Annotated in this window: 19 protein-coding genes; 3 read left to right on the forward strand and 16 right to left on the reverse strand. The window is 64.8% G+C overall.

Annotation, left to right across the window (positions count from 1 at the left end):
- The first annotated feature begins 26 nt into the window (after positions 1-26).
- Positions 27-1235, forward strand: coding sequence for an MFS transporter (locus tag BLS75_RS20450; RefSeq protein WP_041116710.1), 1209 nt, complete (start codon positions 27-29; stop codon positions 1233-1235).
- A 70-nt stretch (positions 1236-1305) separates the two neighbouring features.
- Here the strand turns inward: BLS75_RS20450 and BLS75_RS20455 are convergent, their stop codons facing one another.
- From BLS75_RS20455 to ccmA, 11 genes are all read right to left on the reverse strand, one after another.
- Positions 1306-2448 (reverse strand): alpha/beta hydrolase family protein, encoded by a 1143-nt coding sequence (locus BLS75_RS20455; protein ID WP_072451665.1) that lies wholly within the window; start codon positions 2446-2448, stop codon positions 1306-1308.
- A gap of 119 nt (positions 2449-2567) precedes the next feature.
- Complete coding sequence (locus BLS75_RS20460; protein WP_011060023.1) at positions 2568-2969, reverse strand: hypothetical protein; 402 nt, start codon at positions 2967-2969, stop codon at positions 2568-2570.
- Positions 2970-2983: 14 nt separating this feature from the next.
- On the reverse strand, positions 2984-4195 hold the full coding sequence (gene ccmI, locus BLS75_RS20465; protein ID WP_015634649.1) for a c-type cytochrome biogenesis protein CcmI: 1212 nt from the start codon (positions 4193-4195) through the stop codon (positions 2984-2986).
- Complete coding sequence (locus BLS75_RS20470) at positions 4192-4662, reverse strand: cytochrome c-type biogenesis protein (RefSeq protein ID WP_011060022.1); 471 nt, start codon at positions 4660-4662, stop codon at positions 4192-4194. Before BLS75_RS20470 ends, ccmI begins: the two co-directional genes overlap by 4 nt.
- Entirely contained in the window at positions 4659-5195 is a 537-nt protein-coding gene (locus BLS75_RS20475) for a DsbE family thiol:disulfide interchange protein (RefSeq protein ID WP_011060021.1), read from the reverse strand. Before BLS75_RS20475 ends, BLS75_RS20470 begins: the two co-directional genes overlap by 4 nt.
- On the reverse strand, positions 5192-7180 hold the full coding sequence (locus BLS75_RS20480) for a heme lyase CcmF/NrfE family subunit (RefSeq protein ID WP_072451666.1): 1989 nt from the start codon (positions 7178-7180) through the stop codon (positions 5192-5194). Before BLS75_RS20480 ends, BLS75_RS20475 begins: the two co-directional genes overlap by 4 nt.
- 3 nt (positions 7181-7183) lie before the next feature.
- Positions 7184-7639: a cytochrome c maturation protein CcmE gene (ccmE, locus tag BLS75_RS20485; RefSeq protein WP_011060019.1), complete on the reverse strand. Its 456-nt coding sequence runs from the start codon at positions 7637-7639 to the stop codon at positions 7184-7186.
- Entirely contained in the window at positions 7636-7812 is a 177-nt protein-coding gene (ccmD, locus tag BLS75_RS20490; protein ID WP_011060018.1) for a heme exporter protein CcmD, read from the reverse strand. Before ccmD ends, ccmE begins: the two co-directional genes overlap by 4 nt.
- Entirely contained in the window at positions 7809-8564 is a 756-nt protein-coding gene (locus BLS75_RS20495; protein WP_072451667.1) for a heme ABC transporter permease, read from the reverse strand. The genes ccmD and BLS75_RS20495 overlap by 4 nt, the downstream gene beginning before the upstream one ends.
- A gap of 90 nt (positions 8565-8654) precedes the next feature.
- The gene (ccmB, locus tag BLS75_RS20500) at positions 8655-9323 is read right to left on the reverse strand and encodes a heme exporter protein CcmB (protein WP_011060016.1); all 669 of its coding nucleotides are present in this window, start codon (positions 9321-9323) and stop codon (positions 8655-8657) included.
- Positions 9320-9955, reverse strand: coding sequence for a cytochrome c biogenesis heme-transporting ATPase CcmA (ccmA, locus tag BLS75_RS20505; RefSeq protein WP_011060015.1), 636 nt, complete (start codon positions 9953-9955; stop codon positions 9320-9322). The genes ccmB and ccmA overlap by 4 nt, the downstream gene beginning before the upstream one ends.
- Before the next feature lie 196 nt (positions 9956-10151).
- Between ccmA and BLS75_RS20510 the strand changes: the two genes are divergently transcribed.
- Both BLS75_RS20510 and BLS75_RS20515 read left to right on the forward strand, forming a co-directional pair.
- Positions 10152-11735 carry a flagellar hook-length control protein FliK gene (locus BLS75_RS20510; RefSeq protein WP_072451668.1) on the forward strand — a complete coding sequence of 528 codons (1584 nt, stop codon included), beginning with the start codon at positions 10152-10154 and terminating at the stop codon, positions 11733-11735.
- Positions 11732-12061, forward strand: a complete 330-nt coding sequence (locus BLS75_RS20515) for an EscU/YscU/HrcU family type III secretion system export apparatus switch protein (protein WP_011060013.1) — start codon at positions 11732-11734, stop codon at positions 12059-12061. Before BLS75_RS20510 ends, BLS75_RS20515 begins: the two co-directional genes overlap by 4 nt.
- Before the next feature lie 58 nt (positions 12062-12119).
- Here BLS75_RS20515 and BLS75_RS20520 read toward each other — a convergent pair whose 3' ends face one another.
- The 5 genes from BLS75_RS20520 to motD all read right to left on the reverse strand — a co-directional run bounded on the left by BLS75_RS20520 (position 12120) and on the right by motD (position 15761).
- Complete coding sequence (locus tag BLS75_RS20520) at positions 12120-12512, reverse strand: DUF2802 domain-containing protein (RefSeq protein WP_011060012.1); 393 nt, start codon at positions 12510-12512, stop codon at positions 12120-12122.
- Positions 12513-12995, reverse strand: coding sequence for a chemotaxis protein CheW (locus BLS75_RS20525; protein WP_011060011.1), 483 nt, complete (start codon positions 12993-12995; stop codon positions 12513-12515).
- A gap of 79 nt (positions 12996-13074) precedes the next feature.
- Positions 13075-13953 carry a chemotaxis protein CheW gene (locus BLS75_RS20530; protein ID WP_072451669.1) on the reverse strand — a complete coding sequence of 293 codons (879 nt, stop codon included), beginning with the start codon at positions 13951-13953 and terminating at the stop codon, positions 13075-13077.
- Between the two features lie 84 nt (positions 13954-14037).
- A complete protein-coding gene (locus BLS75_RS20535; protein ID WP_011060009.1) occupies positions 14038-14826 on the reverse strand; it encodes a ParA family protein in 789 nt (262 codons plus the stop codon).
- Between the two features lie 50 nt (positions 14827-14876).
- On the reverse strand, positions 14877-15761 hold the full coding sequence (motD, locus tag BLS75_RS20540; protein WP_072451670.1) for a flagellar motor protein MotD: 885 nt from the start codon (positions 15759-15761) through the stop codon (positions 14877-14879).
- Between the last annotated feature and the right edge of the window lies 1 nt (position 15762).

A 15762-nucleotide genomic window follows, 5' to 3' on the forward strand; every position in this document is an offset into this window, starting at 1 on the left:
CCTTGCGCTTGCCCCAGAGATCGCCAATGAATTCCACGACCCAGGCTCTGCCCACCGGCAGCGCGACAATGACCCGAGGCATGGTGCTGCTGTTCGCCTTCTGCTGCGGGGCCATAGTCGCCAACATCTACTACGCACAACCGATCATCGAGCTGATTGCCCCGGATCTCGGCCTGTCCAGCGCCCTGGCCAGCCTGATCGTGTCGCTGACCCAGATCGGCTACGCCCTGGGCCTGTTCTTCCTGGTGCCCCTGGGCGATTTGCTGGAAAACCGCCGGCTGATGATCTGCACCACCCTGGTGGCGATTGCCAGCCTGCTGGGCGCGGCCTTTATCCAGCAGCCCAATGCCTTTCTCCTGGTGTCGCTGTTGATCGGCTTCAGTTCGGTGTCGGTGCAGATCCTGATTCCCCTGGCCGCGCACCTGGCCCCCGAGGAAACCCGGGGCCGGGTGGTGGGTGGGATCATGGGCGGCCTGCTGCTGGGGATTCTCCTGGCCCGGCCGGTGTCCAGCGTGGTGGCCGACCACTTCGGCTGGCGGGCGATGTTCATCGCCGCGGCGCTGCTGATGGCGGCCATCAGCCTGGTTCTGATGCTCACCATTCCCAAGCGCCAGCCGGCCCACAGCGCCACCTATGGCCAACTGCTGCATTCCCTGGGCAACTTGCTGCGCCAGCAACCGGTACTGCGCCAGCGCGCCTTCTACCAGGGTTGCCTGTTCGCCACCTTCAGCCTGTTCTGGACCGCCGCACCGCTGGAGCTGGCGCGCCAGCACGGCCTGAGCCAAAGCCAGATCGCGATCTTTGCCCTGGTGGGCGCCATCGGCGCCATCGCCGCGCCCATCAGCGGGCGCCTGGCAGATGCCGGCCATACCCGCATCGCCTCACTGCTGGCCATGCTGCTGGCGGCCCTGAGCTTCATCCCCAGCCTGGTGCATCCGGCCTACAGCGTGATCGGCATGGCCGTGACCGGGGTGGTCCTGGATTTCTGCGTGCAGATGAACATGGTGCTCGGCCAGCGCGCCGTGTACGCCCTCGACGCCCACAGCCGCAGCCGCCTGAATGCGCTGTACATGACCAGCATCTTCATCGGCGGTGCCTTTGGCTCCTCGATTGCCAGTGCGGTGTACGAGCATGGCGGCTGGCTGGGCATCGTGCTGGTGGGCAGCGCCTTCCCGCTGCTGGCCTTGATGCGTTTCCTGCTGGTGCGGGACAACCGCCGCCCGGCCCGGGCCTGAGGAAAAGGCGCGGCGCCCTTGCCCCTGCCCGGAGTTGCCCGGGCAGGCAAGCTGCACCGGGGCGGGCGCCTCAGATGCGTTCGCGCACCAGGACTTCGATATTGGCCGCCGCCCCCCAGAGCCGCAGGCGCCCGATCAGGCCGGCATCGGTTTCCCCCACCAGGTACAGAGTGTCGATGGTCTGGGTCGCGGCCCATTCGACGAACTCGCTGCTGTCGAAGTCGGCCAGGCTGGCCAGCTGGAATTCACTTTCATAGAAGCCCGGGGTGACCGGGACCGGGGTGTCCTGGGGGCCGGGCGCGCCGATGAAGTCGCAGCCCAGGTGCACCACACCCCAACGGGCTACCCGCCAATTGCCCAGGGCTTCATCCAGCCGAGCCCGGGCGCCACGGGCAAAACCCAGGCCATCGATGACCACGCGGCGGTTGATGATCAGCCACAGCTTGCGCCGCCGTGGTGCCTTGAGCAGCACTTCGCCGGTGACCTTGGAGGCGCGCAATGCCAGGGCGATCACCAGCAGCAAGGGCACGAAGTAGCTGTAGAGCCTCTCGGTAGCGCTGACCGTTACCAACCCGTACAGGCGCCGCACCTCGGCCCGCTGCTGCTCCAGTTCCTTGATGCTTTCACTCAAGCCCTGCAGCCATTGGCGGATGGGAGCCGCCGTGTATTCGCCGCGGATATCCTCCAGCGCCTGCTGCACCTTGACCTCTGCCAAGACCGAAAGGCGCCCGTCCGCGGTGCGCTCCAGCGCTGCAAAACGCTCGCACAGGCTGCTGACCTGGGCCGCATCCTGGGGCTCGTAGCGAGCGATGGCCGCCTTGCAGTGCTCCACGCCCAGCATGTCCTCGATCTCCGTGGCCACGCGCCGCTGCAGCCCGGCCTGGGCCTGCTGCGCCAATTGGTAGTCGGTCTGGAACCAGTCCACGCGCACCGCCTGGGTGGCGCTGATCAGGGCCAGGGACGCCAGCAGCAGCCAGGCGTAGTCCACGCGCTTCCAGCCGATCTCGCCCAAGCGAAAGACCGAGATCAGGCTCCAGCAGAAGAAGTAGTACATGAAGACGAATGCCAGCAGCAGGCACACCGGCTCCAGCGACAGGTAGATCAGCTCCGGCACCTCGGTCGGGCCAAAGCCATACACCAGCAACAGCACACAGATCAGCGCAAGCCAGAACACCATCGGCGTGAAATAGGGTTTGTTCAGGTCATTCTTCATCGGGCGCTCAACGGCTGATACTCGGGAACACCCCGCTGTATCGGCCAGGCATCCCGAGGCTTAAATAATCCAGCCCGGGCGCAGGCTCTGGCCTGCGCCTCTGCGCTTATCGGACAGGGTTACTGGAACTGGCGACCAAGCCCGGCAGGCACACCATGGATATCGGTGTCTTCCCAGGGCCCGTCAGGGCTGATGGAGCGGCTCCAGCCATTGTTCCAGCGGTAATAGGTGCGCTGGCGGTAGAAGGTGTTGCTCTGGTCATCCAGCACATAGACCCCCAACCGCGCATCCCAATGGCTGTGCCCGCCCGGTGGCGGCGCGAAGCTGGCGGAGGTGCGTGGCAGGGGCTTGGCGGCGGGGATCGGCGCGCTGGGCGTACCCGGCGCCGTGGACGGGGCCGGGCGTGTGCTCGGCCCTGCCGGCGGGATCGGCTCGGAGCTGGTAGGCACCGGCCGATGGACCGTACATGCGCTCAACCCCAGGACCAGTGATAACAGGGTGATACGAGCGATGGCGGTCATGGCGGCTTCTCTGATTATTGATCCGGGCTGTCGATGGTCAGCTGCTGGGCAGCGGTGGTGCTGCTGGCCAGAGGCTGGCTGCGCCCGACCCACTCGCCGGCCGTCGGCTGGCCGGCGCGGGACACGCGCGCAACCAGTTGGACTTCAGGGAAGTTCGACAGTTTCAACTGCGGCATCATCGCGTCGGCATCCGCCAGCTCGACCGTGGCCGGCAAGTCGGCCACGGTCAGGCGCTTGGCCGCCAGCGGCGCGGGTGGGCCCTGGGTGGCGCGAGCGAAGATGAACACGCTGTCGCCCGGCTGGACCTTGGCCTTGAGCTCGGCCGCCAGGTCGACCCTGACCTTGAGCACCGCGCCCTTGGCCTGAGCCTTGGCCGCAGGTTCGCTGGCAACCTTGCCGCCACTGGCCACCAGCTTCTCGCTGGCGCGGTCGATACCGCCCTGCAACGCGGCGCGGGAGTTGTCGTCCGGCGGCAGTTGCGCCTGCAGGCGCTTCCAGTAGTCGATGGCTTCCTGGAAACGCCCGCCTTCGAAGGCGGCGATCCCCAGCAGCCCGAGGCTGGTGACTTCATTGGGGTCGGCTTTCAGGGCTTCGTCGGTCAGGCCCTGGACCTTGTCCGACCATTGCTTGTTGTCGGCAAAGTACTGCGCCTGGGCCCATTGCCCCAGCAGCTCGGGCTGGCGCCCGGCCAGGGCCACGGTGCGTTCGAAGATCTTCGCCGCGTCCGCCGGCCGGTCCTGGGCCATGTAGGTTCGGCCGAGGAAGTACAGGCCTTCGGCGGAATCCGGCTGGGCCGCTACCGCACGCTCCAGGCGCCGGGTCATTTCCTCCATGGACTGTGGCGCCTGGGCGAACTCCCGGGTCAGCTCGACCTTGTCGCTGGCACCAAAATGCAGGTACAGGCCCAGGCCCAGTACCGGCACCAGCAGCGCGGCCAGCAACGGCAGCGGCTTGCCCAGGCGCGAAGTGCGCACGTTAGCGCTGCCTTCGGTATCGGCCAGCAGTTCGCGCGCGGCTTCGGCACGGCCGCTGTCCATCTGTTCGGCACTGAGCACGCCTTCTTGCTGCTGGCTGTGCAGTTCGGCCACGCGCTCTTCATAAAGCGCCACGTTCAGCGCGGTACGATCCTCTTCACGCTGAGCGCGACGCTCACGCAATACCGGGATCAACAGGAAACTCAGGGCAATCAGGAGCAGCAGGCCTGCCGCAAGCCAGAAATCAATCATGGGTGGTTTTTATCCAGCAGTTGGTCGAGGCGCTGACGCTCTTCGACGGAAAGCGTGTTCGGGCTATCGCTGCGCTGCACGCGCCGACGCCGGACAATCACGACAATGATCACCAGCCCGCCCAGCAGCAACCCGGCGGGGCCGAACCAGAGCAAGGCAGTCTTGCCGGTCAGGGCCGGCCGGTAGCGCACGAAGTCACCGTAGCGATCGACCATGAAGTCGATGATCTGCTGGTTGTCCTTGCCCTCGCCGAGCATGCGGAAAATCTCTTTGCGCAGGTCGGCGGCAATCGGCGCGTTGGAATCGGCGATGTCCTGGTTCTGGCACTTGGGGCAGCGCAGTTCCTTGGTCAGCTCGTGGAACCGTTCGCGATCGGTGTCGTTGGCGAACTGGTAGGTGTCGATGGCGGCATGGGCCATGCCGGCGATGCCCAGGCCCAGGATGGCGGCGGCTAACCAGCGCTTCATGGCTTGGCCTCGTCGACCAGGGCCTGGTACTTGGCGGCCAGTTGCTCGCGCCACACCACTTCGTCGATCACCCCGACGTACTTGTCGCGGATGATGCCCTTGGCGTCGATGAAAAAGGTTTCCGGAGCGCCGTAGACGCCCAGGTTCAGCCCCAGGGAGCCCTCCTCGTCACGCACGTCCAGCAGGTAGGGATTGTGGAATTCGGCCAGCCACTTCAGGGCATCGGCGTTGACGTCCTTGTAGTTGATGCCGTAGATCACCACGCCCTTCTCGGCCAGCTTGTTCAGTACCGGGTGCTCGACCCGGCAGGAAATGCACCAGGTGCCCCAGACGTTGACCAGCGCCGGCTTGCCCAGCAGGTCGGCGCGGGTCAGGGTCTTGTCGCCCTGCACCGACGGCAGGGAGAACTCCGGGAACGGCTTGCCGATCATCGCCGACGGCAGTTCGGCCGGGTCCAGGTACAACCCCCGATAGAGGAACACCGCCACCACCAGGAACACCGCCAGGGGCAGCATCATCATCCAGCGTCTCATGCCGTAGCTCCTGTCATGCCCAGCGCTTCGCGCACGCGGCTTTTAACCTTGACCCGGTAGCGCCGGTCCAGGGCCGCCAGCAAGCCACCGAAACCGGTGAGCAGGCCGCCGAACCAGATCCAGCGCACGAACGGCTTGACGTGTACCCGCACCGCCCAGGCGCCATCGCCCAGGGGCTCGCCAAGGGCCACATACAGGTCGCGGGTGAAGCCGGCATCGATCCCGGCCTCGGTCATCATCGAACTCTGCACGGTATACAGGCGCTTCTCCGGATGCAGCACCGCCACTTCCTTGCCGTTGCGCACCACGCGGACGGTGCCCTTGTCGGAAGTGAAGTTCGGCCCTTCGAAGTGCTTGGCGCCCTCGAAGATGAAGTGATAGCCGGCCAGTTCCATGGATTCGCCCGGCGCCAGGCGCAGATCGCGCTCGGCGCTGTTCTGGCTCGACAGCACCACGCCCAGGGCGCAGACCGCGATGCCCAGGTGCGCCAGCTGCATGCCCCAGTAGCTGCGGGTCAGGCTCGGCAGGCCCTTGATCAGGCCCTTGTGCCGGGTCTTGTCGAGGATGTCGCGAGCCCCGGCCAGCAGCACCCAGGCCGCCAGCAGGAAGGTCGCCAGCACGGCCCAGTTGAAGTCGCCATAGGCGATGCCCGCAACCACGGCCAGGGCCACGCTGCCCAGCAGTACCGGGCCGAGCATGCCCACCAGCCATTTCACCGGGGTGTCTTTCCAGCGCACCAGCACGCCCACCGCCATCACCACCATCAGCAGGGCCATCAGCGGAATGAACAGCGCGTTGAAGTACGGCGGGCCCACCGACAGCTTGGCGCCGGTCAGGGCGTCCAGCACCAGCGGGTACAGGGTGCCGAGGAGAATCATCGAGGCCGCCACCACCAGCACCAGGTTGTTGCCCAGCAGCAGGGTTTCCCGCGACCAGAGGTTGAAGCCCACCTGGCTCTTGACCACCGGCGCGCGCAGGGCGAACAGGGTCAGCGAACCACCCACCACGAACAGCAGGAAAATCAGGATGAACACGCCGCGCTCAGGGTCAGAGGCAAAGGCATGCACCGAAGTCAGGACGCCGGAACGCACCAGGAAAGTCCCCAGCAGGCTCAGGGAGAAGGCGGCAATCGCCAGCAGCACGGTCCAGCTCTTGAACACCCCGCGCTTTTCGGTGACCGCCAGGGAGTGGATCAGCGCCGTGCCCACCAGCCAGGGCATGAACGAGGCGTTTTCCACCGGGTCCCAGAACCACCAGCCACCCCAGCCCAGTTCGTAGTAGGCCCACCAGGAGCCCAGTGTGATGCCGATGCCGAGGAAGGCCCAGGCCACGATGGTCCAGGGCCGCGACCAGCGAGCCCAGGCGGCGTCCAGGCGACCGCCGAGCAAGGCGGCGATGGCGAAGGCGAAGGCCACCGAAAAACCCACATAGCCCATGTAGAGCATCGGCGGGTGAACGATCAGGCCAATGTCCTGCAACAGCGGGTTGAGGTCGCGACCATCGGCCGGCACCTGGGGCAGGATCCGCGAAAACGGGTTGGAGGTCATGATCAGGAACAGCAGGAAGCCGGTGCTGATCATGCCCATCACCGCCAGCACCCGGGCCAGCATCACCTGGGGCAACTGGCGCGAGAACACCGACACGGCGAAGGTCCAGCCACCGAGGATCAGTGCCCAGAGCAGCAGCGAGCCTTCGTGAGCCCCCCACACGGCGCTGAACTTGTAGTACCAGGGCAAGGCGCTGTTGGAGTTGCTGGCGACATAGGCCACCGAGAAATCGTCGCTCATGAAAGCGTAGGTCAGGCAGCCGAAGGCGAACGCCAGGAAGGCGAACTGGCCCCAGGCAGCCGGCTGGGCCAGGCTCATCCACAGGCGATCACCGCGCCAGGCCCCCAGCAGCGGCACCACGGCCTGGACCAGGGCGAAGCACAGGGCGAGGATCATCGCCAGGTGACCGAGTTCGGGAACGAACAGTGCGGAACTCATGGCTTAACCCTCTTTCGCTGGTGTCGGTGCCGACTGGCCGCTGTCTTTCAGGGCCTTGGTGACTTCCGGCGGCATGTACTTCTCGTCGTGCTTGGCCAGCACTTCATCGGCCACCACCACGCCATCGGCGTTGAGCTTGCCCAGGGCAACGATGCCCTGCCCTTCGCGGAACAGGTCCGGAAGGATGCCGCGGTAGGTGATGGTCACCGACTTGTTGAAGTCGGTGACCACGAATTTCACGTCCAGGGAGTCGGCGGAACGCTGCAGGGAACCGGCCTGGACCATGCCGCCGGCGCGGATCCGCGTGTCCAGCGGTGCTTCGCCATTGGCGATCTGGGTCGGGGTGTAGAACAGGTTGATGTTTTCCTTCAGCGCGCTGAGGGCCAGGCCAACGGCAATGCCGACACCGACCAGAATCGCCAGGATGATCAAAAGACGCTTTTTACGCAGCGGATTCACTTACCGTTCTCCCGGCGCAGACGACGCGCCTCTTGTTGCAGATAGCGCTTGCGCGCCAGGATCGGCGCCACCAGCTCACGAGCCAGGACCACCAGGCAAATGCCATAGGCCGACCAGACGTAGAGGCCGTGATGGCCCATGGCGAGAAAATCGCTGAAGGATGCAAAACTCATCGGGCGGCCTCCAGGCTGCGTTGGACTTCGGCCTTGACCCAACTGGTCCGGGCTTCACGCTTGAGCACCTCAAGGCGCATGCGCAGCAACAGCAGCACACCAAACAAACAGTAGAAACCCAACGAGGTCAGCAGCAGCGGCAGCCACATTTCCACCGGCATGGCAGGCTTTTCGGTCAGGGTGAAGGTCGCGCCCTGGTGGAGGGTGTTCCACCATTCCACCGAGTATTTGATGATCGGGATATTCACCACGCCGACAATCGCCAGCACCGCACAGGCCTTGGCGGCGCTGTCACGATTGCTGATGGCGGCATTGAGCGCAATCAGACCTGCGTACAGAAACAGCAGGATCAGCATCGACGTTAGTCGGGCATCCCAGACCCACCAGGAACCCCAGGTCGGCTTGCCCCAGATAGCCCCGGTCACCAGGGCCAGGAAAGTGATCGAGTGCCCGATGGGCGCCGCGCATTGCAGGGCGACATCGGCCAGTTTCATTTTCCACACCAGCCCGACCACACCGCACACGGCCAGCATGACGTAGCAGGACTGGGCTAGCATCGCCATCGGCACATGGATGTAGATGATGCGGAAACTGTTGCCTTGCTGGTAATCCGGTGGCGCAAAGGCCAGGCCCCAGACCACGCCGATGCCGATCAGCAACACGGCGGCAACACTCAGCCAGGGCAGCAGCTTGCCACTGATGCCGTAAAACCATTTAGGCGAGCCGAGCTTATGAAACCAAGTCCAGTTCATTCACTATTTCCATCACGGGTGCTTTTCGTGGTCGAAAAGCCTGGGTCTTTTCTCAGAAAGAAGTGATCAAAAAATGATCAGACCTCATTATTATTCGCCGACGCTGATCTTCAGGCCAGCCGCTATTGCAAAGGGTGTCAAGGTTACTGCCAGGGCGGTCAGGCTCCCAAGCCACAGCAGGTAACCGGTTGCCGGCATGCCCTGCAATGCCGCCTGCAGGGCGCCACTGCCGAGAATCAGTACCGGGATGTACAACGGCAGGATCAGCAGCGCCAGCAGCAGGCCGCCACGCTTGAGCCCTACCGTCAATGCCGCGCCTACCGCGCCCAGCAGGCTGAGCACCGGGGTCCCAAGCAGCAGGGACATCAGTAGCACCGGCAGACAGGCGGCAGGCAGCCCCAGCATCACCGCCAGCAAGGGCGCGAGCAAGACCAGTGCCAACCCGGAAAACACCCAGTGTGCCAGTACCTTGGCCAGAACCAGAAGAGCCAGGGGGTGCGGCGAAAGGACCCACTGCTCCAGGGATCCATCCTCGAAATCACTGCGAAAAAGCCCGTCCAGCGAGAGCAGGACGGACAATAGGGCCGCTACCCAGACCAGCCCCGGAGACAAGGTTTGCAACAATTGTGTCTCAGGTCCCACGGCCAGGGGGAACAGTGCAACAACGATTGCGAAAAATACCAAGGGGTTGGCCAGTTCCGCCGGGCGCCGGCACAACAGGCGCGCTTCACGGGCCACCAACAGGGCAAACACACTCATGCAGCCCACCGTCCCAGGTCAATGTCACGGTAGCCGGAAGGCATGCGGGCCAGGCTGTGGTGGGTGGTCAGGACCACCATGCCGCCACGCTCGCAATGGCCCGCCAGGTGCTCTTCGAGCTGGGCCACGCCCTGCTTGTCGAGGGCGGTGAAAGGTTCGTCGAGTATCCACAACGGCGGGCTGTCCAGGTACAGGCGCGCCAAGGCCACGCGGCGCTGCTGGCCGGCGGAAAGGGTATGGCAAGGCACATCCTCGAAACCGCGCAGGCCGACCGCCGCCAGGGCCTGCCAGATCGCCTCGCGCCGGGCAGGCTGGTGCAGGGCACAGAGCCAGCTGAGGTTCTCCTCGGGGCTCAACAGCTCCTTGATGCCGGCGGCATGGCCGATCCACAACAGGTTGCGGGCCAGTTCCGCGCGCTGGGCGTGCAATGGCTGGCCATTGAGCAGCACCTGGCCGCTGGTGGGCTGCATCAACCCGGCCAGCAGGCGCAGCAGGCTGGTCTTGCCGCTGCCATTGGGGCCGCTGATCTGCACCATGTCGCCGCCCGTCAGACGCAACTCGAGGTGTTCAAATAGCATCCGCCAATCGCGCTCACAGGCGAGTGCTACGGCTTCGAGAAGAGGGCTGGTCAAGGGATAGCGGGCCTTTACAGGTTCAAGTCGGCAACGGAGCGGCCGTTAAAGAGATGCAGGATAAATGCATTGGCGGCCTGTTCTAGAGAGCTGCGTCAAACAATTGCAATGTTTTCACCACTCCCCCAAAGACGGGCGGCATTATACATGCGAAGCCCTACGCTTATGAGGGCTAATTTCCACAGGTTGTGTCCGAATGACAGGCGAAATGAACATCCTGCCTGCGCCCCAGGTGCCCGCGCCCGGCGCCTCGCGCCCCCAGGCGATCAGCGGGGAACTGCTGAAGCTGGTGCCGCCCCTGGAAGGCCTGATTGCCGCCGGCCAGAGCGCCAAGGCCGAAGTACTGTCGCTCAAGCAGACCGACCAGACGTTCCAGTTGCTGCTCAAAGTGACCCTGGACAACGGCCGGCAAACCACTTTGCAGGCCACCAGCAATCAACCCCTGCCCCAGGGCACCAGCCTGGCGGTCACCCAGCCCTCGGCGGGCAACCTGGCGATCACCGTGCAACAGGCCATCGCCTCCAGTGTCGCCGCCCTGACCCGCCTGGACACCAGCCAACTGCCCCCCGGCACCCTGATCCAGGCCAAGGTGCTGACCAGCCAGATGTTGCCCCAGGGCACCAGCCAGCCGGCGATCTATCGCTCCCTGGTGAGCCTGCTCAACACCGCACAGAGCGGCGCCACCCTGAGCATCGAAAGCCCGCAGCCGCTGCGCATCGGCAGCCTGCTCAGCGCCCTGGTCTCGGATGCCCAGACCCTGAGTTTCGTCCCCCTGAGCAGCCGTCAGGAGCAATTGGCCATCGCCGCCCAACTGGCCAGCCAGCAAAGCCGCCAGGGCTCCCTCAGCGGCTTGATCAACGCCCTGCAGAACCTGCCCGCCGACAGTGCCCCCTCGACCACCTCCACCGACCTGCGCGCCGCCGTCGAGCGCCTGCTGGCCGGCCTGCCCGACGTGCAGCAACTGAGCAACCCGCGCGGCGTGGCCCAGGCCTTGCTGGGCAGCGGCCTGTTCCTGGAAGCCCGGCTGCTGGCCGGAGCCAACCCAGGGCAGGTGCCGGACATGAAGGCCGACCTGTTGCGCCTGATCGCCCAGCTGACCCCAGGCCTGCCCGCCTCCACCAGCTTCAACGCCATCCTGGCCGCCAACACCCTGGCCCAGTCGCTTCCCAGCTTCGTGCGCAGCGCCCTGGGTACCCTCGGCCAGGTCAGCGCCAAGGCTTCGCCCACCGGCTTTCCATTGCCGGAACGGTTGCTGCAGAGCCTGGAAGGCGAAGGTGACCTGGAACAACTGCTGCGCCTGGCCGCCGCGGCCGTATCGCGCTTGCAGAGCCATCAACTGTCGAGCCTGGAGCAAAGCGGCCTGACCGACGATGGCCGGCTGTTGAGCACCTGGCAGTTGGAAATCCCCATGCGCAACCTGCAGGACATCGTGCCCTTGCAGGTCAAGCTGCAGCGCGAAGAGGCGCCGGAACCGGAGCCGGAACACAAACGCGAGGAACGTGAGCCCAAGCAGGCCCTGTGGCGGGTCGACCTGGCCTTCGACCTGGAGCCTCTGGGCCCGCTGCAAGTCCAGGCACAGCTGATCCAGGGCCGGCTGTCCAGCCAGCTCTGGGCCGAGCGCCCCTACACGGCGAGCCTGATTGAAAGCCACCTGGGCAACCTGCGCGAACGCCTGCTGGCCTCGGGACTGAATGTCGGCGACCTGGATTGCCACCTCGGCACTCCGCCCCAGGGCCCGCAAACCCGATTGGAACAACGCTGGGTGGACGAAACCGCATGAAGCACTCTCCGCCACCACGCCAGGCCATCGCCCTCAAATACGATGGCCAGCAAGCTCCGACCCTCACCGCCAAGGGCGATGACGAACTGGCCGAAGCCATCCTGAAGATTGCCCGGGACTATGAAGTCCCGATCTACGAGAACGCCGAGCTGGTGAAGCTGCTGGCGCGACTGGAACTGGGCGAGAGCATTCCGCCGGAGCTGTACCGGACCATCGCCGAGATCATCGCCTTCGCCTGGAACCTCAAGGGCAAGTTCCCGGCGGGGCATGATCCGCAACGGGCGGAACTGGAGAAGGACGTCACCGAACGCGGCGACGATTACTGATACAACCCGTCCGCATAAAGGCCCCAGGGGCCTTTTGCGGCGGGCGTTCGCGGCTACATCAGCCTTTGTGCAGCTTACTGACCAGCTCCGCTTCGGCCTGGGTGAGGCCGCAGGACTGGGTCAGCTCGTCGACGCTGGCGCCCATACCCACCAGGCGCGCGGCCTGGGCGAACGACAGGCTGGAAGGGTCACGCTGCTCCAGCTGGGCCAGCTTGTCCGGCAAAGGCGCTACCACAGCGCGCAACTCGTGCAGGTCCTCGCCCATGCGCACCGTACCGCTCTGGTAATGGTCGACGCGCTTGGCCAGCTCCTTGATCCGCTGGTCGCGCACGGCGTCACCCTCAGCCTGCTGGGCAGCAATCTGCCGCTGGTTGCGGGTGTAGGACAGGAACAGAGCCAGAGTGGCGACCCAGAGGATCGCCAGGACAATTACCGCTACCTCGAGGATCAATCAGATACTCTCCAGTTCCGACCATTCCTCTTCGCTCATCATCTTATCCAGCTCAACCAGAATCAGCAGTTCGCCGTTCTTGTTGCACACGCCCTGGATGAACTTGGCCGACTCTTCGTTGCCGACGTTCGGCGCGGTCTCGACTTCCGACTGGCGCAGGTAAACCACTTCGGCGACGCTGTCCACCATGATCCCGACCACTTGCTTGTCGGCCTCGATGATGACGATCCGGGTGTTGTCGTTGACTTCGGTCGGCACCAGGCCGAAGCGCTGGCGGGTATCGATCACGGTCACCACGTTGCCGCGCAGGTTGATGATCCCCAGCACGTAGCTGGGTGCGCCCGGCACCGGAGCGATCTCGGTGTAGCGCAGCACTTCCTGGACCCGCATCACGTTGATGCCGTAGGACTCGTTATCCAGCTTGAAGGTGACCCATTGCAGGATCGGATCTTCGGAACCCTGTGCAGACGACGACTTATTCATACCCTGACCCCTCAAATAACCGTTGAAAACGGCGTGTGTTCTGTGTGGCCACGCCCGACGGACGCGGCCTGTTGTTGGTTTACTTCGGCTTGTGGGCCGCTTGACTGATCGCCATCTGCTTGGCGCCACCGGTGGCGATCAATTCCGCCAGTTCGGCAACATCGAGCAAGGCGCACATATGTTCAATCACCGTGCCGGCCAGCCACGGACGTTGGCCACGGTGACTGCGCCACTTGATTTCATTGGGGTCCAGGCGCAGCGAGCGGCTGACCTGGTGCACCGCCAGCCCCCACTCATAGCCTTGGACCGAGATCACGTACTGCAGGCCCTGGCGGAAATCGTCGCGGTAGCGATCCGGCATGACCCAGCGTGCGGTATCCAGCACCTTCAGGTTGCCAGCCTGGCTCGGCAGGATACCGAGGAACCATTCCGGCTGGCCGAACAGCGGCGTCAGCTCCTGCCCGGCCAGGGAATAGATCGAGCCCAGGCATACCAGGGGCACCGCCAGGGTCAGGCCCGCGACATCGAACAACAGGCACTCGAACGGCTCTGCCGCCCAGGCGGGACGATCGCTGCCGGTGACCGGAGGCGGCGTATTGCTCGGCGGCAAGTGCACTTCCACCACGGGCGGCACCAGGGCCTGGAGCATCGGCACCACGGGCGAGAGGGTGCTTGGCATGGGCTCCGGCGCTTCCAGCACCGGGGTGGCAACGGGCTCTGGCGCGGCAACCGCAGGCGCCGAGTGCTGCTGGAGCTCGGCGTCACGGGCCTGCTCCTCCAGTACCGCGGCCTGGAATTCATCCAGCACTTCACTGGAGGCTTCGACCACTACCGGGGCGGGCACCGGGATCGGCGGCTCTGGCAGCAACTCCTCGTCGGTGGCGTCCTGCAGCAAAGCGTCCAGGTACGACTGCAGCGCCAACTGCGGCCGGCTCTTTATATCCAGAGGACGGTTCATGAGGATGCCCACGCTAAAACCCCGATACAGTGACCTGTAGGGGTTATCGGCCGGGCGGCGTGGCGACTTGAATAACGCTTCACGTCAAGCCACCTGCGCCACGAGCTGCTGGGCCAGCAAGTGCTTGAGCAAGGCCTTGTAGGCCAGTACGCCGCGGCTCTTGCCATCGAATTGCGAAGGGGTGACCCCGGCCCGGCTGGCGTCGCGCAGGCGGGTATCCACCGGAATGTAGCCTTGCCAGATCTCCTCGGGGAACTTGTCCCGCAGTACCCGCAGGGTGCCCAGGGAGGCCTGGGTACGGCGGTCGAACAGGGTCGGCACGATAGTGAACGGCAAGGGTTGCTTGCGCGAGCGATTGACCATGGCCAGGGTATTGACCATGCGCTCCAGGCCCTTGACCGCCAGGTGCTCGGTCTGCACCGGGATCACCAACTGCTGGCTGGCCGCCAGTGCGTTGACCATCAGCACCCCGAGCAACGGGGGGCTGTCGATCACCGCATAGTCGAAATCCTGCCACAGCTGCGCCAGGCTCTTGGCGATCACCAGGCCCAGGCCGCTCTGCCCCGGCGACTGGCGCTCCAGGGTGGCCAGCGCGGTGCTGGACGGCAACAGCGAAATACGCTCGTGGCTGGTGCCCAGCAACAACTGGCCCGGCAGGTCCTGGGGCACATTGCCCTTGTGCAGGAACAGGTCGTAGCTGCTGTGCTCCAGGCTGTCCGGGTCATAGCCGAAGTAGCTGGTCATGGAGCCGTGGGGGTCGAGATCGACCACGACCACACGCTTGCCCGCCTCGGCCAGCAAGCCGGCTAAAGCGATGGAACTGGTGGTTTTACCGACACCACCCTTTTGATTGGCAACTGCCCAGACTCTCATTCGGTTGGTTCCTCCCGCCCGGCCACAGCGGGGCGAGACATAGCGCTAAGTTATAAAGCAGGTGACGGAGAATTGACGGCGCTTCCCTGTACCGGCGTTTTGACCGGGGTTGGTGCAGTTTGTGTGCCAGCACGCTTGAGTGCCGCATCCGGTGTTGCATGGGCGGTGCCGGTACCGGTCAGGCTGCGGCGCACATCCAGGTTGCGCGACACCACCAGCACCACCCGGCGATTGCGCGCCCGGCCTTCGGCGGTGGCGTTGTTGGCCACTGGCTGGAACTCACCGTAGCCCACCGAGGCCATGCGCGCCGGGTTCACCCCCTGCATCGCCAGCATGCGCACGATGCTCGCAGAACGGGCCGAGGACAGTTCCCAGTTGGTCGGGTACTGCGCGGTCTGGATCGGCAGGTTGTCGGTGAAGCCCTCGACATGGATCGGGTTGTCGAAGGGTTTGAGGATCTTCGCCACCTTGTCGATGATGGTGAACGCCTGGTCGCTGGGCATGGCATCGCCACTGCCGAACAGCAGGCTGGAGTTGAGTTCGATCTCCACCCACAGTTCATTGCCGCGCACGGTCATCTGGTTGGAGCTGATCAGGTCGCCAAAGGCTGCGCTGATGTCATCGGCGATGCTTTTCAGCGGGTCGCTGGCCCCGGCGATGCCAGCGTCAGTCTGGTCGCTGTCCTTGACCAGGGGCTTGGCCGGGGTCACGGTCTTGGGACGCTCGTCGCCGATGGGAATCGGCTTGAGGCTACGATCGGAGTCGGTGAAGACCCCGATCAAGGCTTCGGAAATGACCTTGTACTTGCCCTCGTTGATCGAGGAAATCGAGTACATGACCACAAAAAACGCGAACAGCAAGGTAATGAAGTCGGCGTAGGAAACCAACCAGCGCTCATGGTTGACGTGTTCTTCATGCTGGCGACGACGGGCCATA

This window comes from Pseudomonas sp. NFPP12 (genome assembly GCF_900103205.1).
Classification (GTDB): Bacteria; Pseudomonadota; Gammaproteobacteria; order Pseudomonadales; family Pseudomonadaceae; genus Aquipseudomonas; species Aquipseudomonas protegens.

Bases quoted from the DNA above. Each gene is read 5' to 3' on its own strand.
- BLS75_RS20450 (WP_041116710.1), top strand. From the start codon at position 27: ATGAATTCCACGACCCAGGCTCTGCCCACCGGCAGCGCGACAATGACC.
- BLS75_RS20470 (WP_011060022.1), bottom strand. From the start codon at position 4,662: ATGAAGCGCTGGTTAGCCGCCGCCATCCTGGGCCTGGGCATCGCCGGC.
- BLS75_RS20480 (WP_072451666.1), bottom strand. From the start codon at position 7,180: ATGAGTTCCGCACTGTTCGTTCCCGAACTCGGTCACCTGGCGATGATC.
- BLS75_RS20475 (WP_011060021.1), bottom strand. From the start codon at position 5,195: ATGAGACGCTGGATGATGATGCTGCCCCTGGCGGTGTTCCTGGTGGTG.
- BLS75_RS20530 (WP_072451669.1), bottom strand. From the start codon at position 13,953: ATGAACCGTCCTCTGGATATAAAGAGCCGGCCGCAGTTGGCGCTGCAG.
- BLS75_RS20535 (WP_011060009.1), bottom strand. From the start codon at position 14,826: ATGAGAGTCTGGGCAGTTGCCAATCAAAAGGGTGGTGTCGGTAAAACC.
- BLS75_RS20510 (WP_072451668.1), top strand. From the start codon at position 10,152: ATGACAGGCGAAATGAACATCCTGCCTGCGCCCCAGGTGCCCGCGCCC.
- motD (WP_072451670.1), bottom strand. From the start codon at position 15,761: ATGGCCCGTCGTCGCCAGCATGAAGAACACGTCAACCATGAGCGCTGG.
- BLS75_RS20525 (WP_011060011.1), bottom strand. From the start codon at position 12,995: ATGAATAAGTCGTCGTCTGCACAGGGTTCCGAAGATCCGATCCTGCAA.
- ccmD (WP_011060018.1), bottom strand. From the start codon at position 7,812: ATGAGTTTTGCATCCTTCAGCGATTTTCTCGCCATGGGCCATCACGGC.
- ccmB (WP_011060016.1), bottom strand. From the start codon at position 9,323: ATGAGTGTGTTTGCCCTGTTGGTGGCCCGTGAAGCGCGCCTGTTGTGC.
- BLS75_RS20460 (WP_011060023.1), bottom strand. From the start codon at position 2,969: ATGACCGCCATCGCTCGTATCACCCTGTTATCACTGGTCCTGGGGTTG.
- ccmI (WP_015634649.1), bottom strand. From the start codon at position 4,195: ATGATTGATTTCTGGCTTGCGGCAGGCCTGCTGCTCCTGATTGCCCTG.
- BLS75_RS20455 (WP_072451665.1), bottom strand. From the start codon at position 2,448: ATGAAGAATGACCTGAACAAACCCTATTTCACGCCGATGGTGTTCTGG.
- BLS75_RS20515 (WP_011060013.1), top strand. From the start codon at position 11,732: ATGAAGCACTCTCCGCCACCACGCCAGGCCATCGCCCTCAAATACGAT.
- BLS75_RS20495 (WP_072451667.1), bottom strand. From the start codon at position 8,564: ATGAACTGGACTTGGTTTCATAAGCTCGGCTCGCCTAAATGGTTTTAC.